20 protein-coding genes are annotated in these 23,550 nt (G+C 47.6%); 9 read left to right on the plus strand and 11 right to left on the minus strand.

The genetic code is table 11. The annotated features are described in order from the left end of the window. Nucleotides 1–65: 65 nt before the first annotated feature. Nucleotides 66–806, minus strand: a complete 741-nt coding sequence (locus NG795_RS09655) for a glycerophosphodiester phosphodiesterase (RefSeq protein WP_367288454.1) — start codon at nt 804–806, stop codon at nt 66–68. A gap of 57 nt (nt 807–863) precedes the next feature. Here NG795_RS09655 and NG795_RS09660 point away from each other — a divergent pair, with 57 nt between their 5' ends. Continuing rightward, nucleotides 864–2,330: a RecQ family ATP-dependent DNA helicase gene (locus NG795_RS09660; protein WP_367288455.1), complete on the plus strand. Its 1,467-nt coding sequence runs from the start codon at nt 864–866 to the stop codon at nt 2,328–2,330. A 168-nt stretch (nt 2,331–2,498) separates the two neighbouring features. On the opposite strand, the gene NG795_RS09665 is transcribed toward NG795_RS09660, so the two are convergent. The 3 genes from NG795_RS09665 to NG795_RS09675 form a co-directional block, all read right to left on the minus strand. Next, complete coding sequence (locus tag NG795_RS09665; RefSeq protein WP_367288456.1) at nt 2,499–3,209, minus strand: DUF1269 domain-containing protein; 711 nt, start codon at nt 3,207–3,209, stop codon at nt 2,499–2,501. A 101-nt stretch (nt 3,210–3,310) separates the two neighbouring features. After that, nucleotides 3,311–3,793, minus strand: a complete 483-nt coding sequence (locus tag NG795_RS09670; protein ID WP_367288457.1) for a hypothetical protein — start codon at nt 3,791–3,793, stop codon at nt 3,311–3,313. Nucleotides 3,794–4,129: 336 nt separating this feature from the next. Continuing rightward, nucleotides 4,130–4,420, minus strand: coding sequence for a hypothetical protein (locus NG795_RS09675; protein WP_367288458.1), 291 nt, complete (start codon nt 4,418–4,420; stop codon nt 4,130–4,132). A gap of 269 nt (nt 4,421–4,689) precedes the next feature. Here NG795_RS09675 and NG795_RS09680 point away from each other — a divergent pair, with 269 nt between their 5' ends. From NG795_RS09680 to NG795_RS09695, 4 genes are all read left to right on the plus strand, one after another. Next, nucleotides 4,690–6,282, plus strand: coding sequence for a hypothetical protein (locus NG795_RS09680; RefSeq protein ID WP_367288459.1), 1,593 nt, complete (start codon nt 4,690–4,692; stop codon nt 6,280–6,282). Between the two features lie 115 nt (nt 6,283–6,397). After that, on the plus strand, nt 6,398–7,171 hold the full coding sequence (locus NG795_RS09685; protein WP_367288460.1) for a hypothetical protein: 774 nt from the start codon (nt 6,398–6,400) through the stop codon (nt 7,169–7,171). A 166-nt stretch (nt 7,172–7,337) separates the two neighbouring features. Further along, the gene (locus tag NG795_RS09690; protein ID WP_367288461.1) at nt 7,338–8,204 is read left to right on the plus strand and encodes a M48 family metalloprotease; all 867 of its coding nucleotides are present in this window, start codon (nt 7,338–7,340) and stop codon (nt 8,202–8,204) included. Between the two features lie 301 nt (nt 8,205–8,505). Continuing rightward, entirely contained in the window at nt 8,506–11,898 is a 3,393-nt protein-coding gene (locus NG795_RS09695) for an SBBP repeat-containing protein (protein ID WP_367288462.1), read from the plus strand. Nucleotides 11,899–11,964: 66 nt separating this feature from the next. Here the strand turns inward: NG795_RS09695 and NG795_RS09700 are convergent, their stop codons facing one another. Next, nucleotides 11,965–12,756, minus strand: coding sequence for a TIGR00297 family protein (locus NG795_RS09700; protein WP_367288463.1), 792 nt, complete (start codon nt 12,754–12,756; stop codon nt 11,965–11,967). A 15-nt stretch (nt 12,757–12,771) separates the two neighbouring features. On the opposite strand from NG795_RS09700, the gene NG795_RS09705 reads away from it, so the two are divergent. Then, nucleotides 12,772–13,203 (plus strand): VOC family protein, encoded by a 432-nt coding sequence (locus NG795_RS09705; RefSeq protein ID WP_367288464.1) that lies wholly within the window; start codon nt 12,772–12,774, stop codon nt 13,201–13,203. Between the two features lie 68 nt (nt 13,204–13,271). Here the strand turns inward: NG795_RS09705 and NG795_RS09710 are convergent, their stop codons facing one another. Continuing rightward, nucleotides 13,272–13,886, minus strand: coding sequence for an esterase/lipase family protein (locus NG795_RS09710; RefSeq protein ID WP_367288465.1), 615 nt, complete (start codon nt 13,884–13,886; stop codon nt 13,272–13,274). 606 nt (nt 13,887–14,492) lie between these two features. On the opposite strand from NG795_RS09710, the gene NG795_RS09715 reads away from it, so the two are divergent. Beyond that, nucleotides 14,493–14,894, plus strand: a complete 402-nt coding sequence (locus NG795_RS09715; RefSeq protein ID WP_367288466.1) for a hypothetical protein — start codon at nt 14,493–14,495, stop codon at nt 14,892–14,894. A gap of 43 nt (nt 14,895–14,937) precedes the next feature. On the opposite strand, the gene NG795_RS09720 is transcribed toward NG795_RS09715, so the two are convergent. The 4 genes from NG795_RS09720 to NG795_RS09735 all read right to left on the minus strand — a co-directional run bounded on the left by NG795_RS09720 (nt 14,938) and on the right by NG795_RS09735 (nt 19,503). Continuing rightward, entirely contained in the window at nt 14,938–15,738 is an 801-nt protein-coding gene (locus NG795_RS09720; RefSeq protein ID WP_367288467.1) for a 16S rRNA (uracil(1498)-N(3))-methyltransferase, read from the minus strand. A 26-nt stretch (nt 15,739–15,764) separates the two neighbouring features. Further along, on the minus strand, nt 15,765–16,880 hold the full coding sequence (locus NG795_RS09725; RefSeq protein WP_367288468.1) for a TIGR00341 family protein: 1,116 nt from the start codon (nt 16,878–16,880) through the stop codon (nt 15,765–15,767). Between the two features lie 149 nt (nt 16,881–17,029). After that, a complete protein-coding gene (sir, locus tag NG795_RS09730) occupies nt 17,030–19,207 on the minus strand; it encodes a sulfite reductase, ferredoxin dependent (RefSeq protein ID WP_367288469.1) in 2,178 nt (725 codons plus the stop codon). A 140-nt stretch (nt 19,208–19,347) separates the two neighbouring features. Continuing rightward, nucleotides 19,348–19,503, minus strand: coding sequence for a hypothetical protein (locus NG795_RS09735; RefSeq protein WP_367288470.1), 156 nt, complete (start codon nt 19,501–19,503; stop codon nt 19,348–19,350). Nucleotides 19,504–20,473: 970 nt separating this feature from the next. Here NG795_RS09735 and NG795_RS09740 point away from each other — a divergent pair. Next, nucleotides 20,474–20,887 carry a GtrA family protein gene (locus NG795_RS09740; RefSeq protein WP_367288471.1) on the plus strand — a complete coding sequence of 138 codons (414 nt, stop codon included), beginning with the start codon at nt 20,474–20,476 and terminating at the stop codon, nt 20,885–20,887. 364 nt (nt 20,888–21,251) lie between these two features. Here the strand turns inward: NG795_RS09740 and NG795_RS09745 are convergent, their stop codons facing one another. Next, nucleotides 21,252–22,100, minus strand: coding sequence for a DUF8623 domain-containing protein (locus NG795_RS09745; RefSeq protein ID WP_367288472.1), 849 nt, complete (start codon nt 22,098–22,100; stop codon nt 21,252–21,254). Between the two features lie 211 nt (nt 22,101–22,311). Here NG795_RS09745 and murG point away from each other — a divergent pair, with 211 nt between their 5' ends. Then, on the plus strand, nt 22,312–23,376 hold the full coding sequence (gene murG, locus NG795_RS09750) for an undecaprenyldiphospho-muramoylpentapeptide beta-N-acetylglucosaminyltransferase (RefSeq protein ID WP_367288473.1): 1,065 nt from the start codon (nt 22,312–22,314) through the stop codon (nt 23,374–23,376). The last annotated feature ends 174 nt before the right edge of the window (nt 23,377–23,550 follow it).

Genomic DNA, 23,550 nt, shown 5'->3' on the forward strand with positions numbered 1-23,550 from the left:
GACACTTGAAAGGTTTTGACTATTTTAAATCATTTAGAGTAAAATCGGCAAGGGGTCAAAAATCTCTATTCAATTTTTAGGGCTAACATTTCTGGCACTAAACAGTTGGTCGCGATTCTCACAACTCCTAATTCCAGCAATCTTTCTAAGTCTTTTGGCTTATCCACAGTCCAAGCGACGAGATCAACGCCTTGTTCCCGACTGAGGTTAATTAAGGCGGGATTTTTGATTAACAGTTTATACTTGCTCATCATGACGGTATTTCCCGCCTGGACCGCTTTAGTTAATTGTCTGCGGAATGCAGTCCGATTGGCAACGAGATAAGCAAATGAAAAATTCTCACTCCGTTCCCGAACTCGGTCAATAAAAGAAGCATTAAAAGAAGCAATAATACATCGATTTCTAAACTGATGTTTAATCAGCATCTCAATGAACTCATCTATCTTTGTATCAGTCCAATAGGAATGAGTTTTGACTTCGATATAGATAAACTTTTTGATATTTTGCAAAGCAATTAAAGCTTCTTCTAAGGTGGGAATGGGTTCTCCCTTAAAGCGCCAATCAAACCACGAACCCGCTTCTCGATGCTTAATTTGGTCTAAAGTTTTCTTCCTGACTTTGCCTCGAATTCCCGTGGTGCGGGTTAAAGTAGAATCATGAATCACCACTGGCACTCCATCGGCACTTAACTGGACATCTAACTCGATGGAGTCCGCCTGATGTTCGATCGCCGCCAAAAATGCCGCCAGAGTGTTTTCTGGGGCGATACTGGAGTATCCGCGATGGGCGATAATTTCTAGCTGCATGATCTGAATCCGGTAAAATAAGTAACTGTCCTATCTTTAACATAACCTGTTTTGCAAATGGACCGCCATCATAGTGCATCCTGGAATCAGGTCCGGGATACGTTCCGTGAAATCTGGGGATACGATGAGTTTAGAAGTCCCCAGGGAGAAATCGTGCAGAGTCTGTTGCAGGGGAAAGATGCACTGATTGTCTTACCTACGGGTGGGGGAAAGTCAATTTGCTTTCAACTTCCGGCGTTACTGCAAACTGGATTAACCCTGGTGGTGTCGCCATTGGTGGCACTGATGGAAAATCAGGTGCAAGAATTACGCGATCGCCACTTAGATGCGGCGCTTTTACATGGGGAAGTTCCCACAAAACAGCGGAAAGTAACCCTAAACGCCCTAGAAAACAATCAATTACGGTTATTATATCTCTCCCCAGAAACGTTACTGAGTCCACCAGTTTGGCAGCGTTTATTAGACCCCAAATTACCCATTAATGGGATGATTTTAGATGAGGCACATTGTTTAGTTCAATGGGGGGATACATTTCGCCCCGCCTATCGCCGTTTGGGTGCGGTTCGTCCCGCCCTTTTGAAATCAAAACCAGCGGGTTCTAAACTGGCGATCGCCGCGTTTACGGCAACGGCTGACCCGACGGCACAGAAAACCATTCAATCGGTGTTAAAATTACAGAAACCTAACCAATTTTTACTCAGTCCTTATCGGTCCAATCTCAATTTACAGATTCAAATTGCTTGGACTCCCCGAGGACGTCGGCAACGGATGTTACAGTTTATCCAGTCTCAGGGTTTACAGTCCGGTTTAGTCTATGTGAGAACTCGACGGGATGCGGAAGAACTGGCGGATTGGTTACGGCAACAAGGATGTAAAACCTCTGCCTATCATGGCGGTTTGAGTGGAGAGGAACGCCGCAGTATTGAAAGCAGTTGGATTGGCGATTCCCTGCAATTTGTGGTCTGTACTTGTGCCTTTGGGATGGGAGTGAATAAACCCAATGTGCGTTGGGTTTTACATTATCAAACTCCGGCGTTACTATCAGAATATATTCAAGAAGTGGGCCGCGCTGGTCGAGATGGCAAACCGGCAACTGCACTTTCTTTAATGAGTGAATGTACGGGATGGTTAGACCCTCAAGATGAGCATCAGCGCCAATTTGTGGCAACCCAAAAACAAACCCTCTATCGCCGCGCTCAAAATTTGGTTAAAAAGTTACCAACCCAGGGGAATATTAATCAAATTTCAGAACAATATCCCGATGGAGCAATTGCCCTGTCTTTACTGCATAGTATGGGTCAGTTACAATGGCAGGACCCGTTTCATTACCGGATTACTCGTTCGGGTTCTTCTGCGGGTTTATCTGTAGATAATCCGAGTCAACAGATGAAGCAATTCCTGTTGACTCGGCGATGTCGGTGGCAGTTTTTATTAGAAGCGTTTGGGTTTGGAGAGGAAGCTAAAAGGATGCGATGTGGTCATTGCGATAACTGTTTGGGGAAGAGGTTTATGGGTTTTATTTAGTTATAGTTATTGAGAGAGTTTCAGGCGGAAGAGCCGCTGATTTTACATGACATGGCAGAGCCATGTCACGAGGTTTTGGGGAATTATTAGCCCGCGCAGGCGGGCTTGGTCCGCTTTTCCCCCACCCTTTAGGATGTGGGTTTGGGGGTTGTTAGGGATATAAATGGGTTAGGGAATTCTGGGATTTGGGAAAGAACTTTGACCCGTTAAAGAGGGGTGATTCGGTAGATTAACGGGAGGAACCGTAGGCATAGCAGCGGGATTCACAAGGGGTTCGCCGGGAAGACGATAAATTCCCCATTCTTGGATGCCTCTTCCGGTTAGGATTTCGTCTGCTCGTTCAATTTCATAAACTGAGCCTTCCACGATTAGTAAATAGTGGCCTTGAGAGAGGCGCTCGTTATAGATTAGGGCCCGTTCTTCCGGGATACCTAAACCGGCTAATGCTCCGACTAAACCACCTGTAGCGGCCCCGATCGCACCTCCGGCTAGAGTATTCAGCAGGATTGTTGCCACAGTTCCTCCTGCGAGCACAGGTCCGATTCCTGGAATGGATAAGGCAGCTAGGGCTTGCAGCAAGCCGATAAAACCCCCGACGGTTCCCCCGGCTACGGCACCTGTCGCAGCCCCTTCTTCGGCCAGGGTTCCGGAGGCGTCGGTGGTGTGGCTACGGAGTGGGGGGCTGGCGGCGGCATCTCCCATGGTGAGGTGAGAGTTCATGTTAGCTTCTCCTGGATTCCGGGACCGGGGGAGGTCCGGAGCAATAATTGAGAGGTTATTGAGGGAGAATCCTGCTTGTCGGAGTTGGTGGAATGCGACTTCGGCATCTTCATAACGCTCGAAGACGCCTACAGCGCGTCTAATTTCATCTACAGTCATGTTTGACCTCCATTTGGTGTTAAATATGGGTCAGTTTGCCGATCGCAAGGCACGATTTCCGACGGATTTTGATCGCACAACTGACCCCAGTGAAAGGTGAGTTAGTCGGACAGGAGAGTGCTTCTCTGGGGCGATCGCTCGTGGATTTCCCACTCTTGGATACCGCGAGCGTTTAAAATGCGACTGGCGAGGGCAATTTCGCGATCGCTGCCGGTGAGAATCAGCAGATAATCCCCCTGAACCACCCGTTCCCAATAGCGGTGAGCGCGCTCATTAGACATCCCATACGCCATCAAACGACCTACAAGACCCCCAGTCGCAGCACCGATCGCCCCTCCCGCAACCAAAACTGTTCCTGCGCTTGCCACTTCGACCCCAGCCAGGAGGAGCGGTCCAATCCCAGAAAGTGCTAGGATACTAAGGCTAACCAGCAACCCCAGAACCATCCCCAAACTTCCCCCGGTTAGAGCACCGGCAAGTCCAGTGGCTGACACTGGATTATCAAGGGTTGTTATTTCCATTGAATTTGGAGTAATCGACCGAATCCGATTCCGTTTTCGGGCGATCGCTGAAATGTTTTTCATCGGAAAGCCTGCGGATTTTAGGTCGCACAGAGCGATTGCGGCCTTTTCCATACTGGGGAATAATCCAACCGCTCGTTTCTGTGGATTGAATACCATGCTTCCTCTCTTTACAATTCATTAAAATTGACGGGTATTTTAGGGAAATTGCGGTAAAATAAAAGGGGTAAAAACGGGTTTATATCCTTCCTAGGATAGCCAAACTCTCTAAGAAAATCCCTCACTCTTTAGAATGACCTTTTGCTCTATCTGTAGAAAGATAAAAGCTGCATCGCCTTCTTGACTAATGCAGCATGATTCAGATGGGTAAGTCTCCCGTTTTATGTGGATTTTTTGAATTCAGCTATTGGTTTCTTCCACCGGAGGCGGGGGTTGAGTTAGGCCCCAACGATTCAAGAGATTAACCACGCCGATCGCCGCTACAACCCCAATGCTCAGGCCAATAACGAGTAAAATTATATACAGCCGTTTAAAGGCTTGTTTTGTTGCAGAAACGTTAGAGTTGGGGAGATTTTCCGGCTGGTGGAGGTTCCCAACTTCTGGATTAGCAATGTCAACTCCATCGGCTGTAGGCGGTGGTAGTTCATGAGAATTTAAAGGTGCAGGGGATGGATCGCTGGGTCGATTCATAATTTAATATTTATCAGCGTTTTTCTTAATATAGCAGACCATCTGGATTCTCGGCTTGGTGAAAGATTTTAGAGGAGGTGCACCGGATGCCTTGATTGAATGGATGGAGATTTATCAGATGACGAATGTTCCATCGTGACCCTTTCTCAGTGAACCGCGTCACTGAATCAAATCCTGGGAAACCCAACTTTTACCCATAAGGGTTCAACTGCACCCCTTCGGGTTTAAAATTAGGGGAAACTCCTGCTATTGCTGAATTCCTGGTAACTATGAGTAGAGATTTATTTGCCCAAACTGCGATCGCCCAAATTCCTAAAATCCTGACCCTGTGCGATCGCAACCCCCACAGTCCCACTTATGGCTGTTTTGACCGCAATTTCTGGCATTATAAAATTATCGATTTTCCCAGTGGAATGGCCCAAGAATTTGTTTGGCCCCTGGCTTTAGCCTACGAAACAAACTTACCGGATAACCCATTTTATCAGCAAACTGCACTCCGGGATTGGGTCGAAGCGGGAATCGTTTATGCCGCTCATTCTGCTCATCCGGATGGGTCTTGTGATGATTATTTTCCCTACGAAAGAGCCAGTGGTGCAGCCGCTTTTTCCCTGTTAGCTTGTTTGGAAAGTTACACATTCCTCAATCTCAACAATTTTGAACTCCTGAAATTTTTTGAACATCGCGCCACCGGGTTAGCCAATCATCATGAAAGTGGGCAACTCAGTAACCATCAAGCCTTAATCGCCTTATGTTTAGAACTGATATCTCGTTTGTTAGAAACCAACCGTTGGGACCGGGCTAAATCTGAACGGATCGAACGGGTTTTATCCTGGCAAAGTTCCGAAGGGTGGTTTCAGGAATATGAAGGCTGTGACCCCGGTTATCACACCCTGACTATTGCTTGTTTAGCCCGACTTCATGAACTCTCTCCTGACCCGCGCCTGAAAGAATCATTGATAAAAGCAGTAGAACTCGCCACTCAATTTATCCATCCTGATGGGTCTTATGGGGGAGAATATGCGAGTCGGAATACTTATAATTTTTTCCCACATGGGTTTGAATGGGTGGGGAAATGGATGCCGGAAGCATTAGCCATTAATGACTTATTTCTAAAAGGCATCGCAGCCGGTTTAGTTCCCTGTTATGCCGATGACCATATTATTGGTCATCATACTTGGAGTTACTTATTAGCATGGCGGGATTTTGTGCAAAATCGCCCTGATTTGCCGCCGCGTCCCCAAGGACAAGTCTGGTTAAAAGAAGCACAATTGTTGATAGATCGTCGAGAAAATACGGAGTTATATTTAGCCTTAAATAAAGGGGGAGTTTTTAAAGTATTTCGAGAGGAAAAACTGGAGGCTTCTGATACCCAATTTTCTCTTCAAGTTTCCCAAGGAAGCCGAATAAAAAATGCTGTAGGACATTTAATTAGCCCCTATGATTATCAAATTGAAAAAGATGAAATTTTGATTCAAGGTCAATTGGGTTGGGCCAAGCAAAAACAAATGAACCCGGGGAATTTATTAATTTTGCGGGTGGTCATGCTAACTGTAGGCCGATTTTTTCCTGATTTAATTCGGAAATTGTTGCAAAAAATGCTGATTACTGGAAAGGAAAAAGCCCCGTTTAAATTTATCCGACGCTTGCAGTGGAAAGATGGAAAATGGCAGATTACTGATGAATTAATAGCCGAGTCTTGGCGGAATGTTCAATCCGTGGGAATTGGAGGAGACCAAACCTCAATTTATGTGGTGATGAGTCGCACCTTTCAGGCGGGTCAATTGCAACCCTGGCTGGATTTAAGCGATCGCCTCCCCACCCTAACTCATCAGGAACCCCTCAAAATTGAACGCCAGTTCTAATTTTTCGGCTGTTTCAGGGCTTATGCCAATTTTTAGACTGTCACAGCCGACTAGAAAAATGAAGGCAAATTGTAGCCATACTAGAGGCAATTGACGCAAACAAAGCCTGAGTTTTATGAGAGTTAACTTTTTCGGTGGATTTTCTATCGGCTTGGTGGTTATCTTACTGTTGGCATTTGGGATTTTAAATTGGTTAAATATCCCTGCGGGAAATTTTTTAGATTGGGTAATTGGCGGGGCCAGTTTCTTATGGTTAGTCGTGATTGTAACAGTCCCTTGGAATATTTATTTTCAAGCCAAGGAAGTGGTTGCAGACGCAGAACAATCTCAGGAAAAAAATATCCCGATTGAAGCCAAGCAGTTAGGATATGTACAGCGAATTGCCAAGCGATCGCTGTGGATTGCCATCGCCCTGCATATCATTTCTGCCCTCGTTTTATATGGGTTAGCCGCCACCGGAATTAGTGCGGTGGGATATATCAGTTCTGTGGCGGCTTTGTTGTTAACCGGGTTACGTCCAGTGATTCGGGCTTATGAATATATTGCCACCCGCTTAAGCATGATTCGCCGAGAGTTTAACTATCCTCGGGAAGATGTTTTAGAATTGCGCGATCGCGTCTTAATTTTAGAGGAGCAAATTAAATACATCTCCGACAGTTTAGATGAAAATAAAGAGGATTCTTGGATTGCTCAGAAAAATCGCCAAAGTGCGGCATTGCGCCAAGATTTAAGCCAATTAGCCGCCTCTGTAGAAAGCTTGCGATCAAGCAACCAAGCGGAACATCATGCGCTGAAGAAAGAAGCACAGAATGCCATTGCTCAATTAACCACCGATGGACAATTCCTCGATCATGTTCGAGAAATTATTCGGTTTTTCAAAACCGCTTAACTGCCATGCTGCGGTTCTCTCAACCCGCAGAGATAAACTCGGGGGTTTTCTTTGGCCCAGAATCTATCTAAAGATGCGGTTAACTTCACCTAAAACTCTCCTCCAGATAGAGTGACACCGTAAAATATATCTGTTATTTTCCAAATAATCGAGTTTGGAAACAGCAGTGACACGACAACTATTTCGGCTATTAATTGGATTTGTGATTGGGCTAGTGGGGGTTTTGAGTTACTGTACAACCCAAGTGGAAAACCCGATTACCGGAGAACAGCAACGCATTCGCTTATCTCCCACGGAAGAGGTGCAACTCGGATTGCAAACCCGAGGACAACTGGCACAACAATTTGGGGGATTATACCCGGATGCCTCAGTTCAAGAATCCGTTCAGCGCATGGGTCAGCGAATTGTCCAACAATCCGTCGTATCTCAATCGGAATATCCCTTTGAATTTCATGTGCTTCAAGATTCAAAAACCGTGAATGCGTTTGCACTCCCTGGAGGGCAGATTTTTATTACCAATGGGTTACTGCAACGCCTGAATTCCCCATCGCAACTGGCGGGAATTTTAGGCCATGAAATTGGTCATGTGGTGGCGCGACATGGTGCAGAACATTTAGCCAAACGGGAACTCGGTTCTACCCTAGTTACGGCAGTAGGAGTTGCCACCACCGACGACCAAGGAGGAGGGAGACAAACCGCTGCGATCGCCCGAGTTGCCAATGAAATGGTTGCCTTGCGATATGGACGAGAGGCGGAACTAGAAAGCGATCGCCTCGGGTTGCAGTTCATGGCACAAGCGGGTTATAACCCCAGAGGCATGATTGAAGTCATGGAAATCCTCGGTTCAGCACAATCCGGTTCCCAATCCCCAGAATTTTTGAGTACACACCCCAATCCGGATAACCGCATTCAACGCTTAGAAGAGGCGATCGCCGAAGATTTTCCCAATGGAATTCCGCCTCAATTAGAGAGTAAACATCAGAACTTGTCTCCCGTTGCACTGCTGCGATCTTCCTCTTTTAAAAAATATTAAGATGGGGTAGCTGGACCGTGAAAAGTTCTGTATAAGTCCGATCCGGTCACTCATGGGGGACCGAAAAAAATGGAACAGCATAAAACCCGGAGAAGGGTAGGCAGTGCCTTACCCTTCTCTTAACCCGATTAAACCCCTTAAAAACGGATAAGCAAAACCCTAAATTAGACCCCAGAAGTTTTCACGGTCCAGCGCTTTATTCAAATCCTTTAAAGTTTATTAAGCTTGCCAGATTTTAGACCCCTTTAAACTTATAATTATCAAGCATTAACTTAGGTAGAATAAACCCATCCTATCGATTATGCTAAAGGTCAGGGAATCTCGCCTGCTCTCAACTGCTGAACTCGCAACCCCGATTAACCATCGACCCAACTGGATTCAGCAACTCGGCACCGCCAACGACGATCGCGCTTATGCCATGACCCGAGACCCCCTCGGTCACCTCTACCTTGGCGGACAAACCCAAGGCGGATTAGGGGGAACTCCTCAAGGAGACTGGGATATTTGGTGGGCCAAATATGACAGCAGTGGCAATCCCTTGTGGACTCAGCAACTCGCCAGCGCCAACGACGATCGCGCCTATAGCCTTACCAGTGACCCTCTAGGCAATCTATACATTGCGGGTACTACCTCCGGCCTCTTGGCAGAAACCAACGGTGCAGGATATGACGCCTTGATTGCCAAATATGACAGCAGTGGGAATCCCCTGTGGATTAAACAATTCGGCAGCATGACCACCGATGATGCTCGGACTATTGTCACCGATAGCACAGGTAACCTGTATATTGCTGGAGACACTTGGGGCGATGTAGGGGGAGTTAATGCCGGAGAATCCGATGCCTGGTTTGGCAAATATGACAGCAGTGGCAATCCCCTCTGGGTGCAGCAGTTAGGCAGTATCGGCACTGAAAACACCACAGAAGTCAGTGTCGATACTGCCGGAAATCTCTACGTCAGCGGATACACCACCGGCAGTTTAGGCGCTGCCAATGCGGGAGGTGAAGACGCTTGGATTGCCAAATATGACAGCAACGGACAGCAGTTGTGGGTGAGACAGTTTGGCACCGAAACCGCAGACAAAGCGATCGCCAACGCCGTGGATAGTACCGGCAACATTTACCTCACCGGATGGACGCAAAGCACCTTGGGAGGAAGCAGTGCAGGGAGTTGGGACGCCTGGATTGCCAAATATGACCCCACCGGCAACCTCCTGTGGATGCAACAACTGGGAACCGCAAATTCCGATGGTGCGTTAGACATTCAGATTGATACCGATGACAGAATTTACCTGACGGGAAACACCTGGGGGAGTTGGGAAAATAGCAGCAATGCGGGAGAGTCTGATGCGTGGGTGGCGAAATACGATGGCAGTGGGAATCGCCTCTGGGTCAAGCAATTCGGTTCTGAAGGTCAAGATCCAGCCTTTGGCATGGCGATCGCCCCCGACGGCAAAATACACCTATCCGGATGGACATCAGGCGATTTAGGCGGGAGTAATGCCGGATCCTACGATGCCTGGATAGCGCAACTGCTGCCGAATTCCGACCCGATTCTCACTAATAATAATGGCGTGACTCTGGATGAAGGCGGGACGGTTTCCATCTCAACGACTCAGTTGCAAGTGAGCGATACCGATGGAGATGCGATCGTCTATACTCTTACCGCACTGCCTGGGAATGGTAGTCTCAAACTCAACGAGATGGTGTTATCCGTTGGGAATACCTTTACCCAAGCAGATATCGATGCGGGATTGGTAAGCTACACTCACGACGATAGCGATCCGAGCGGCGATCGCTTTCAGTTTACCGCAACCGATGGCAATGGAGGGGCGATCGGGCTGACTAATTTTGCCATTACGGTCAATCCAGTCAACGATATATTTGAGATTCAGTGGATTCGAGAGTTGGGCACTGAGGCGATAGACGTTGTTCATGACCTAGCAGTAGATAGCAGCAGCAACGTTTACGCTACGGGACATACCACAAGCAATTTAGCCGGAAGTAAAGTAGGGTTTTATGATGGTTGGGTTGTCAAGTATGACAACTTGGGGAGCCAGCAATGGGTCAGGCAGTTTGGAGTTCCCAAAAATCTGGGGGATTTATATTCCAAAAGTGTAGCAATCGATAATGTAGGGAATGTCTACCTCACCGGGGACGCTTTTGATGATGCAGGCGTTCCTAATGCTCTTAGACGAGCCCCCTGGGTTGCTAAGTATGATCTAGAAGGCAATCAATTGTGGATTAAACAGTTCGGTAGTGCCAATTCCTACTACTCCGAGTCCATCGCTCTTGATAGCGCAGGCAATATTTATCTAGCTGGATTGGAGCAGAAGTCTGGGTTCAACACTCCTGAATTATTCGAGGTGTGGATTGCCAAATATGACACAGAAGGCAATCAATTGTGGATGGAAGAGTTCGGGACTATGGGCAGTCGAGGTCAAGCTGCTGTCACCGGACTACCCCCTGTTGCGTTAAAACTTGATAGCCTAGACAATCTTTACGTGACCGGAACTACCAACAGGGATTTAGGGGGCACCAATGTCGGATCCTGGGATGCTTGGGTTGCCAAGCATGACACAGAAGGAAACCAATTATGGATTAGACAGTTGGGTAGTGCTGGTGAAGAGTATTCTCATAACTTAGCTTTCGATAGTACAGGCCATGTTTACCTGACGGGATCGACCCGGGGTGATTTAGCCGGAGCTAATTCCGGAGAGACAGATGCATGGGGAGCTAAATATGACCCCCAAGGGAACCTGTTATGGATCGACCAGTTTGGAACTAACGCATCGGACGTAGGCATTGGCATTGCAGTCGATAATGCGGACAATATCTACCTCTCTGGAGGAAGTGGAGGTGATTTACTAAGCAATCCTGTTACCGTAGTACCGCGTGAGGGGTGGGTAGCTAAATATAACCCTCAAGGGAACCAATTATGGTTTGAGACAATAGGGAAAATCGATCTGTTAGGCCAAAAATTCGATTTTTCTTACGCCTCAGACATAGCGGTGGACAGTGCCAACAATCTCTACTTAACCGGAAGCAACCAAGCCAATCACTATGGTTTTTCGACAGTTTTAGTCGCAAAACTTACCCCTAACGCAGCCGCGATCGCCCCGACCAACCCCAACGAAATCGTCGGGACTGAAGGGGATGATACTCTGTTCGCTGATGTGGAAGATCAAACTATTTTCGGTCAAGCAGGCAATGATATCCTCTATGGAAATTTAGGCGATGACACCTTGTTTGCCGATGAGGGTAATGATATCCTCTATGGGGATATGGGAGATGACACTTTGTTTGAGGGCGGTAACGATCGCCTCTATGGCAATGCCGGAGATGACATCCTGTTTGGCGATGCTGGCAATGATATCCTCTATGGTGGCAAAGGCAATGACTTCCTCCTCGGTGAAGAGGGAGATGATTTCCTCAGTGGGGATTTAGGAGATGATACCCTAGCTGGTGGCAATGGTCGAGATATCTTTGTCTTACAATCCAACTCCGGCAGCGATATCATTCTCGACTTTATCGATGGGGAAGATGTTCTGGAATTACCCGCTAATCTGTCATTCATGGACCTACAAATCGCCTCGAACAACGGATCAACCCTTATCCAAGTCGGGGATGATACCCTCGCCACTCTTTCCGGAGTGGAACCCACGGTGATTTCTGAGGAGGATTTTATCTCCCTGTAACAGTTTGGGAGTGTTCCTGGGGAATTGATACGGTAGCAAGCAACTTTGCTCTCCGGTTCAATTCCCCTAACCCAACACTCCCTTCAAGGCGATCGCCAGTCCGACTGCGGCGATCGCCCCAATGGTAGTATTAATTATATTCACCACCTCATTGGTCATCCAACTCACTTGTTCCTGAATCGTTGCGCCAATCACACTCTCTAAATTTGTAGCAATAAACGCCGCAATCACACATAACCCCACCCCTGTCCCATCAATCAACCCCACCACATACCCCACCACAGCAACGGCGACTGATGCCACCACACCGGCGATCGTCCCCTCCAGAGAAACCGCCCCCTCGGTCCCCTTCGGCACAGGTTGCAGGGTCGTAATCAAAAACGTCCGCTTGCCGTAAACCTTCCCCACCTCACTCGCCGTCGTATCGGACAACTTCGTACTAAAACTCGCCACATATCCCAGCAACAGCAACGGCACAATTCCCACCCAATCCAACTGCTGCACCGTCAACACCCCCAAAGCACAAACTGCTGCTGTCAATGCCGAACCCCAAACATTTTCCGGTCCCCGGGCCCCCGATCGCTTCTCCGCAATTCCCTCCGCCTCCTTCTGCGCCATCCCAATGCGCGTCACTGCCGAACCCACAATAAAATAAAACCCCACTACGACATACCCGGGCCAACCCAAGGCCCCCCAAATCAGTACCCCCAAAATCCAAGCATGGACAATTCCTGCCGGAGTCAGCAACTGTTTGGGTAAAAAATAAACAATCGTTAACAAAACCGTATTTAATCCCACCGCCACCAGCCAAGGATTCAATAACGCGGCATAATTAAAAACAAATTCTTCTGTTGGCATCTTAAATCACCCCTCATGAACAATGTCTTTTTTCATCTCGCCTTTCCCGTTACCGACATTCCCAAGACCAAAGAATTTTATGCTCAAGGTCTCGGTTGCCAAGTCGGACGCGAATCCCATACTGCTGTTATTTTAAACCTCTATGGCAATCAACTCGTTGCCCATGTCACCAAAGACCCCATCACCCCGCAAAAAAGCATTTATCCCCGTCACTTCGGCTTAGTCTTTGAAAATGAAGCCGATTGGGAAACCCTATTAGAACGCGCCCAAAAATATCAACTCCAGTTCCGGGAAGAACCAAAACGGCGCTTTCCCGGTTCTCCCTTAGAACATCGCACCTTCTTTTTAGAGGACCCGTTTTATAATTTACTGGAGTTCAAATATTACGCCCATCCCGAGGCAATTTTTGGCAGTGCAGAATTCACCGAAATAGGCGATCGCACTTAATCCAGGGGCAATTTATAGTTTGGACCTAAACCCTAGATATAGTCACGATATTGGGTTTAGATCTAGGGTTAAATTGGGTACTTTAAGGGTTCGGATAAACTGTCTGCGATCGCCTGCAAACATCGGCGATCGCTCACCATCCAGCGATGAACCAAAACCGGCAATATCACTTCTTTCCCTACCGGCAGTTGCGAGCTTTTGGCCGGGATAATCATACTATCATAAGGGGTCCAAATCGAGGTGAAATTCACCCGTTCCAGCATCTCCACCGCATCCCGATTCAAATCTTCCAAAAACGGGCTTTTCGGACGCATTTGCAAACATCCCGGTAGGGGCAATGCGTAAGCGGTAACCGTGCCGTTATTTGGGGCAGAGATGGAAATAAATCGCTGCACCCGTTCAATGCCACCGAGTCGCTGGAGATAGTAGCGGCTGACAATTCCCCCCATACTAAATCCGATTAAATCAAAGGGGCGATCGCCTCCTAATGTTTGGTTAATAAAATCTCTCAGTTGTTCCGCTAAACGGTCTAATCCAATCGAGCTATCATTTGGAATTAAATTTAAGCTATAAACTGACCATCCCAGTTCGGTTAAAGCGGGAGAAATTTTACTGAAAATATCACTGGTATCCCAAATCCCGTGAACTAGCATTACGGGGTTTTTTGGATTGTTTTGATTCATAACTTTAGTGATTTTAGGTCATGGCTTATTGTAAAGGAATCCGCATGGAAAAATGTTCGTAGTAACGACTTCAGTCGTTACCGCGTTACTTGGCATCCGCCAAGTAACGCACCCCTGTCCGGATCCTCCAGTTCCTTCACAGGCGCTTAAGTCGGAAAGAGTGCTTGTCAGGGGTTCAGGTGGGAACGACTGAAGTCGTTACTACGAACAGGGGAGAACGACTGAAGTCGTTACTACGAACATTAAGAACGCCTGAAGTCGTTACTACGAACATTAAGAACGCCTGAAGGCGTTACTACGAACTTCCCCATCTTTCTCATCTCTCATTGCGAACTTACAATTGAATTCTGAAAATGTTTGTAGTTCTGTAAAGCAGCTCTCAGCAAAAGCCGCGATTCCAGGCAATTCTGTAAATTTTTATTAAGATTTCTAACTAAAAAGTCAAAGTTGGCTTATCAGAACTTCATAATTAAACGAAACAGTTTTCAGTTTTTGGGGAGCCTTGAACAGAAGCGGCTTGTCCGGATCCGTTGAACGAGGCGGCAATACGCTGTTAAGGCTTGAACCCTTGCCCATTGTAGAGTAAACATTTTAGGAGTAAGGACCATGTTCGGTTTTATCAAAAAATTATTTGGCGGCATTTTCAGCTTCTTAGGGGGCTTATTTGGATCCAAAAAGTCTGGATACTACATGGAACTCGAAGAGTCGAAAGGGTCTACTCCGGCTGCCAAACCCCCAGTGGCTCAAGTCCAGAAAGTAGAACCCCTGCGTACAGAGAAGCCTGAACCGGCAAAGGTGAGCAAATCTCAGGCAACTCAGAAAAAGGCGGAACCGAAGCCAGCAGCACCTGCGCCTGCGGTGGCGATCGCCTCTTCAGAACCTGCGAAACCCGCTCCTGCTCCGAAACGGGAAGCCACCCCAGTGATGGTGACCCCCCGTCGTCGTCCCGGTGCGAATATGACTTCTTATCTGGATATGGCTCGGAATATGCAAACTTCGAGCCGGTAGAAGTGCCAAAAAGAGACGCAATTTTTGCGTCTCTTTCTGCTTTTTAGGGTGAAACACTCTGATTTGGGGTCGGATTCATTTCTAACGCTGCCGCAATCAGGGACAAGGCAACGGCTGGTGCAGTCACGGCTCGGAGGATGCGACTCCCAAGAGAAACGGGTTGGAAACCAGAGGCGATCGCCTGTTCCACTTCCCCTGGGGTCCATCCCCCCTCGGGTCCGACTGCGATTTCAAGGGGACCTGGTTGTAAACCGGCGAGGGACCGTTGACTGGCTAAAACCTGCTCTAATAAATGGGGTGCTTCCCTGCGAGTGACGCAAATATAGCGCTCCAAGGGTGTTTCCGGCAGAGCGAGATAATCCCGAAAGGTGACTGGCTCCACAATAGTCGGTACGATTTGGCGTTCTGATTGTTCTGCTGCTTCTCGCGCAATGCGACGCCAGCGATCGAGCTTGTTCGGACTGGGTTTGAGGACTGTGCGATCGCTCAAAAGGGGGACGAGGGTGGTTACACCCAACTCTGTGGTTTGCCTGACGACTTCATCCCAGCCATTTTTAGGCAGTGCCAGGATTAAGGTGATGGGAACTGGCAATTCAGTCTGCACCGGGATTGACTCTACAATTGTGGCAAATTCAGGATTTTCTGACAATTGAGCGAGCCACCATTGTCCTTGTCCATCCATTGCAATAAACCGATCGCCTGGGTTTAAGCGCAAGACGCGACTGAGATAATGCTGTTGAGGGCGATCGAGGAAAATTCCCTGCGGTTGAAGTTGTTCCGGTGCGATCGCCACTCGTTGCAGTTGCTCTAAATGTTGAAAATTCCCGGTTTTAGCTGCGTTCACAAAACAACCTTATTTTAAATTTAATTCTAGGGGTCTTGATTGATAAAATCTTCTTCCAAGTCCGGCTCTAAACTCGGATCTATAGCGTCAGAGGGAGCCGTAAATTGTGTCAGAGGAATGATTTGAACATTTAATGAGATAGGTTTTTGTAGTCTTTCTTCTAAAAAATCACGAACGAGCCTAACTTGGTTTTCTGAAATGGAGTTTTCGGCTGCGGCAACTTCGATGTTGACAATCAGTGCTTCTCCTTGAGGTTCAACCTGCACCTTCCGGACATCGGTTTTAGAAAAGGTCAGAGTTTCTTTATTAATTAAAACGGTAATACTACGACGAATATTATCTTGCAGGACTAAATTATTCAGAGAAAATCCTAAAGGTATCCCTAAAATAGTTAACGTAAACAGGGAGAGTAAAAAGCCTTCTTTGGCTCGTTTTAATGATCCATACTGTTGGCAGACAAAAACTATACCCCCACTTAAAATAATACCGATTAAGTTCGTTAAAAAGAGTAAGAAACTGCCGGTAAAAATTTCAGAAGACCGCAAAGAAATACCAATACCAATAACGCTTAACGGGGGAGCCAAGGCTACAGCGATCGCCACCCCAGGCAAAGCATCGGCAACGTGGCGGCGAGATTTAGCAAATGCCCCGGCGGTACCTGCGGCTAACGCCACGCCTAGGTCCAGTAATGTGGGCTGCGATCGGGCTAAAATTTCCCCTTGAACCGTTCTTAAGCCCACCAGATGAGAGATCAAAAAAGAAATAAAAATGGTTAAACCCACTCCAGTCCAGAGGGTTAAATTCGAGCGTTTTAACAAGCGTCGATTGCCCATGACCATTCCATAGGCGATTCCCAGAATCGGGCCCATTAAAGGAGCGATAATCATCGCTCCGATAATAGTAGCGGCACTATTTGCCAGCAGTCCCAGAGTGGAAATGATGCCGGACAAACCTAGCAAAACGTAAAAGCTGCGGGAAGGAACCGAGGAGCGCCATAGCTGGCGGTTCAAGCCTTCCAGAGACATCGGTTTTTCCGCTACCCATTTCCATTCTCCGCTATTACTTTCCCACCAGGTTTTGAAAAATCGGAGGATTCGCAAATAGGCCAACCGTCTCTGTCGTTTGAACTTATAGCTCGCCATTAAAACCTGCCAGGAATTTCAATACTAGGATACAAAGTCGCAACCCCAATACTCATTAGGCTCGTTGTTATGATTCCTTAATTTATCGAACTCCTGACAGATTTTTCTTCCTCTCTAGGTAGATTAAACGGAGACAATTAGTGAGAAGTTCAAGCTTGTTCGGTCAAGCTTTTCAAGAAAGCATCGATCGCATCTCCAGCCAATTGACTCATCGGCTTACCCTGACGCTCTGCTTCCGTTTTAAGCTGGAGATAAATCTCATTGCTAACATTAATCCGGCGACGGGGAGGACGAGAAGAACCGCCCTCTTCCCCTTCACTGTCATCACCGCCACCGCCACCGCCACTCGGGGGAGTGGGAGGGACACCGGAATCCGCCGCAGCAGGAGTCGCACCCGTGGGAGCATCACTTCCGGAAGTTACTGCCACAGAGGACTCAGAACTGGTAGAGGCAGCAATGGGTTCGGCACCCGAAGTCGTGACATTTTCAGAATTAACTGGAGAAGAGAATTGATTAACCATTTCTTGAATTGAAGCGTTGGGAGTAGCAGAATATGTAGCAGCAAAGCGACGTAGGGCTTCAAACCCGACCCGATGACAAAAATCACCAAAGCTCTCAGGTTCAACCCGATGAAGCTGTTCTTGTTTGAAATAAACAAACAACGGTTCTAGGGTAGCTTCCAAATTTTCGATCGCCAAACTCTCAATATAAGTTTGAGCCAACCTCGTTTGATTGGGATCCCCACCTAGCCAGATTTGATAAGAATCCGGAGATCTGCCCACAAAGCCGAGTTCAGCTAAGTAGGGACGAGCACAACCATTCGGGCAACCCGTCATCCGGACCACGAAGTGTTCTTCGGGTAAGCCGACTTGATTTAACAAGGCGCGAATGCGAGCGAGGACACCGGGGATGCCGCGTTCTGCTTCAGCGATCGCTAAACCGCAAGTCGGTAAAGCAGGGCAAGCCATTGAATAGCGAACCAACGGATCGATCTCGGTTTCCCGTTTAATCCCGCATTCTTGCAGAATTTGCTCGATTTCCCGTTGTTGTGCCGGTGCAATATCGTACAGTAGCACATTTTGATGGGGGGTCAGCAGCATCGGTAGGTTGAATGCCTCCACAATCCGCCGCAAAGCCGTCTTAAGCTGCAACGAACCGTGATCGTGAATCCGACCATTTTCTACAGAAATTCCGTAGAACAGTTTGCCATCGCCCTGATCGTGCCAACCGAGGAAGTCGTGGTATTTGAACTCCGGTAAGGGTCTAAAGGGTTCAAATTTTTTCCCTAAATAGCCTTCGACGGTTTCCCGGAATTTTTCGACCCCCCAGTCTTCGATCAGGTATTTCATCCGAGAAAGACGGCGTTCCACGCGATTGCCATAATCGCGTTGGGTCGCGACGATCGCCTTAACCGCATCGTAAATGTCGTCTTTTCTAACAAACCCGATGGGATCCGCTAGACGGGGGAAGGTTTCCTCTTTGTTATGGGTGCGCCCCAATCCACCTCCAGCAAGGACGTTAAATCCTTCCAGTTGGCCCGCATCATCGAGAATCACGATGAGGCCCAGGTCTTGGGAGTAAATATCGACCGAATTGTCCCCGGGGACCGTGATAGCAATTTTGAATTTGCGTGGGAGAAACAGGGCTCCATAAATCGGGTCCGGGGAATCGTGGAAGATTGTACCGTTGCCATTGCGCTGGCGCGCTGCTTTCACCTCGGGATTTTCTTCCCCACTGATGGCTTTTTCCCCATCCAGCCAAATCTCGTAATAGGCCCCACTCTGTGGGGTCAGCAAATCGGCGATATCGTTGGCATATCTACGAACGCAATCGTAATCGACGCGGTTCGTAAATGGCGCTGGAGGTGCCATAACGTTGCGGTTAATGTCTCCGCAAGCGCCCAAGGTAGAACCCATGTTCTGGACAATTTCCTGGATCGCCGTCTTCAAGTTTTTCTTCAAGATTCCATGCATTTGGAAACCTTGACGGGTGGTGACTCGCAGGGTGTGATTGCCATAGTTTTCCGACAGCCGTTCTAAGGTCAGATACAGCTGGGGTGGAATGAATCCCCCGGGCGATCGCGTCCGCAGCATCATTTGGTAGTCTTTTTCCTGCCCTTTGACCCGATTTTCCCGGTTATCTTGCTGATATGAACCGTGAAATTTCAGAATCTGATAGGCATCATGGGAAAAATGAGTCGTATCTTCTAAAAGCTCGCTGGCCAAAGGTTCGCGCAAATAATTGCTGCGTTCTTTGATGCCTTCGACTTTAGAAACTTTTTGACTGCTATCAGTCGTTGATGGTGTCGTTGTAAAGGATTGAACCATGAGCACATCTCGTGAAGATGGTAGAGGCTATTTCTCTCCGGTAATCCGGTCGGAATAGCGATGTTTTTCGATCTTATCACTGCCTTTCCTAATTTAAGGGATCATTTGGCAAATTAGGATCCATTCCTTCCTTTAGAATGTTAAGTCTTGTTAATTCGGGTTTTGCCCTCGGGGGTTAACCCATCCCGCAAGAGAGCGGCAGACCGATTGACTGGGCAGGATTTGACCCGGTTTTCGGTGAGGCTTAAATCATCGGTTTGCCGCGATCGCCCTCCCCATTGCACAATCCTGAGCAAAAGGTGGCAAACAGTTTCCCAGAGATTTTCACCAAGCCTGGTTGATTAGGTGTAGTTACTTACTCGCTTTCGGATACTCCTCTCCCCGGTTCTGGCGATCGCGCAAATCCATCACAGCAGTTTCTCCCTCCCCAATTTGTGAATCCGTAATCTTTATCCCCGATCGCAATTTAACTCAAAATCCTTAAATAGCTGATTCACTTTTGCCTAAATTGTGTAAATTTTCTCTAAATTTTCTCTAAATTTTCTCTGTTTTTTTACCAAATCTGCTATAATACATCCCAATACTACCCGGATATGCATTACTCTACAATTTTCCGTTTGCGCTACGGGCAAGCACCAAGCGATCGCTTCCTCAAAATTAGCCCAACCGCTCATCGGTCAAAAATTTTCCGCCGCTTCCCACCTGGATAACCCCCGCAATTCCGCCTCAATCCAGACTGGATTCTGACCCTAATTCCTCAAAATACAGCCCGGGTGAAAAATTCCACCTCAATCCCCATTCTCCCGCTTCCCTCCCTCATTTCCCCCTAGCGCTATCATGGGGATATCCGGTGAAAGCAATGTCAAGACCTAAAATCTCCCGTCTCTAAAGATCATCGGGTTAAAACCCATATCGGTTTAGGGCGAATCAGAGCGGATTTCAGCCTAACCCCAACCCATAGCCAGTTGATCAACTGACACACTGCCTCCCCATTTTCTCTACCAGAATACAATAAATAGGAGGTCAGGACTCTCAGCAGCAGCTTCCCCAATCCTCGCTCATGATGGTTAATTGTACTCATTGGTACGAGGATGCTGTATGCTGATCCCGCACCCCTTCCAGAGGGTGGGAAGCTTGATGCCTCTTTTTTCGTGACTGGTGAAAATGTTTAACCTGTCTGCGGATTCAACGGTACGGTATTTATGCAATCAAAGACCTAAGCGTGTAATGAGAGCGCTCATAGAACACATTCGAGATATTAGTAAAATGAGTGTTGCCTCTTGGCTGGCAACTACCCTTGATTTTGTAGTCTTTACTCTGTTCAACCGAGGATTAGAGCTACCAATTTCCACCGCAGCAGCCCTCGGTTCTCTAGCCGGAGCCCTGCTCCATTTTACCATTTGCCGACTTTGGGTATTTCGTCATAGCAAGCAGCACGGTTTGGCCGAATCTCTAGGTCGTTATATCATTGTGTCGGGGGGCGCATTAATTTTACATTCCCTCGCCACCACCCTCCTAGCTAACTCTATTATTCCCCAGGAAGAATTAGCCTGGTTAATTTCTAAAAATACGGTTTTTCTCTTCTGGGTGTATCCCGGCACCAAATACATGGTTTTTGGGCCAGGTCAATCCTTAAAACGAAACTCACCTAATTTCCACGCCAACCCTAAACAAAGATAGGATATTATTTACCGTTATTTAATCGTTAAAAATATTTCAGGTTAATGAATTAGATTTTTATCGTTAGGGTTGTGGGGAATTAAATTGAGCCATAAAAAAGCATTCCGGTCCTCTTTTAACGGGAACCAGAATGCTTTTTTATATAAGCCTCTTACAGCAATTGGGTCCTAACATTAAGAGACCTCTTGCATAAATCTCTTAAGCCCCCTTACTAAGGGGGGTTGGGGGGAGCAATTCGGAATTTTGCAAGAGGTCTAACTTTGTTGGAGCAAGATGTCAATAGGGAGCAAGATGCTCTTACTCCTGTGCCGAATTGTTTGATTTGTAAGAGAACAGCTACCTGGGGATAGAATCAAACTCAAAATTAAGGGGCGACAATCCGGAGGCGATGGGTAACCATTGTGATGCCATCTTTGCGAACAATAATGGCGGAAATCCAGCGATTATCTTCTGTGGATGGGGCTTGACCGATTTTAAAGAGACCTCCAGCGGAGAGGGGTTCTAATTTCAAATCTGAAGGGATTAAATATTGGGTCGTGCGAACGGGTTCTTCCACTGCATAGCCGAGGATTAAATCATTTCGCAGGGGTTCAACAACGATCGCATCGAAGTTATAACGCTCCCCGGTGCGGACTTCTTCGGGTAAATTAATTTGGAGGGTGGGGGGATTTTCGCCCGTGGTGATTTGATTGCGTTCGGCCAGAATATTTTGACGAACAATTTGTTGATTACTATAATGCTGCTGCGATCGCACTGTTGCGGTTAACCTTAAATTGCGATCGTTTTGAGTCTCAACCCCAGTAATTTCGGTGACTGTTTCTACCTTAAATCCATTCCCATCCCGTTCCCAAGACTCGATTTCTGTGCGATAGCTCAGATTGGGATAACGCTGCCAGAGTTGGGTTAACCCTTCCCTTAAACTCTGATAATCTAATCCATCAGAATTGACAAAAGTTGGACTATAAAACTGCATCACCCCTTGAATATCTTGCCGATTGGCGGCAGCATCAATATCCTGGAGAATCCGGTTAAGTTCTGGGGGTGCAGTTTGAGCCGTAGCTGCGGCAACCCGGGTTGGTGTGGCCCCTCCGGCACACCACAGGGTGAAACCAAGCATCAAAGCAGCGATCGCCGAAGGTTCACGACTCGGGATCCCGGTGGATTGCCGTGAAGGGCGGAAATGGGATTGCAGTAAGCTCAACGGATTAGTCATGGGGAGGGCTTCAACAAGACACGACAGAACAGATCCTAATAGTAGTCTTCCAAACAGAACCGGGGATTTCCGCAGGGATGAACTGAATTCGATGGCACAGGCTCTCGATATTGAGCGTTCAACCCGTTTAAATTTATAGTTTAGATGCGATCGCGATTGTTGCATCCAACCGAAAATTATCCCCAGGAAACCACAACCAGAGGCAACCGACTTGGCAAATAAACCGATTCGACTACTGATTGCTGCGAGTGGCACAGGTGGGCATTTGTTCCCAGCACTCGCCACCGCAGAACAACTCCCAGACTATCAGATTGAATGGTTGGGGGTTCCCAACCGCATGGAAACTCAACTCATTGGCGATCGCTATCCATTGCACACCGTAAACGTAGAAGGATTTCAACAGCGTCTGGGACTTGGCACCCTCAAAATCGCCTTCCGACTCGTCAGTTCCGTGTTTCAAGTGCGCCGCTTGCTCAAAACCGGAGAATTTCACGGTGTCTTTACCACGGGGGGTTATATTGCCGCCCCAGCCATTTTAGCAGCCCGTTCTTTGGGATTACCGGCCATCCTTCATGAGTCTAACGCCCTGCCGGGGAAAGTCACCCGCACCTTTAGTCCGTTTTGTACTGTGGTGGCGATCGGGTTTGAGAAGGCGGCGCAATATTTACCCAAGGCAAACACTGCTGTGGTGGGAACTCCGGTGCGATCGCCTTTCCTCGCTACCCCGGAATTGGATTTACCCATTCCAGAAAATGTCCCTTTAATTGCGATCGCCGGAGGTTCCCAAGGCGCAGTTGCTATCAACAAATTGGTGCGCGAATGCGCTCAATCTTGGATTGATGCCGGTGCCTGGATTTTCCATCAAACCGGAGACAATGATCCAGAAGTCAATAGTTTTCAGCATCCGCACTATATTTCTATGCCATTTTATCCCAATATGGCGGGATTATTGCATCGCGCTACCCTGGTGATTAGTCGGGCCGGTGCAGGGACTTTAACCGAATTAGCGGTCACAAAAACTCCCTCTATTTTAATCCCTTATCCCTTTGCCGCAGAAGATCATCAAGCCTATAATGCAGCCGTCTTTGCCGATGCAGGGGCCGCCGTACTGTATCGACAAAAAGAGCTAACCGCGCAACAGTTGGAACAGCAAGTTTTAGATTGGATCAAATCACCGGAATCTTTGCAGAAAATGGCAGAGGCAGCCGGTGCGTTAGCCGTTCCCGACAGTAGCGATCGGCTCGCTCAATTAGTCCGCAAATGGGTAGAAAAGTAAGAGTTATTTCTTGTATTTTGAGGTAATTTCAGGGGCTGGAAACCGGACTTTTTCACACAATTTATGCCAATTTATCACAAATTTAGGCAAAAATCCGGTTTCTGCTCCTGGGGAGATAATCCTGTACCGATGCTTGAGGAGTGCCAGCAAAATGCCCGCTTTCTCTCTACTAAA

This window comes from Laspinema palackyanum D2c, from assembly GCF_025370875.1.
GTDB classification, from domain to species: domain Bacteria; phylum Cyanobacteriota; class Cyanobacteriia; order Cyanobacteriales; family Laspinemataceae; genus Laspinema; species Laspinema palackyanum.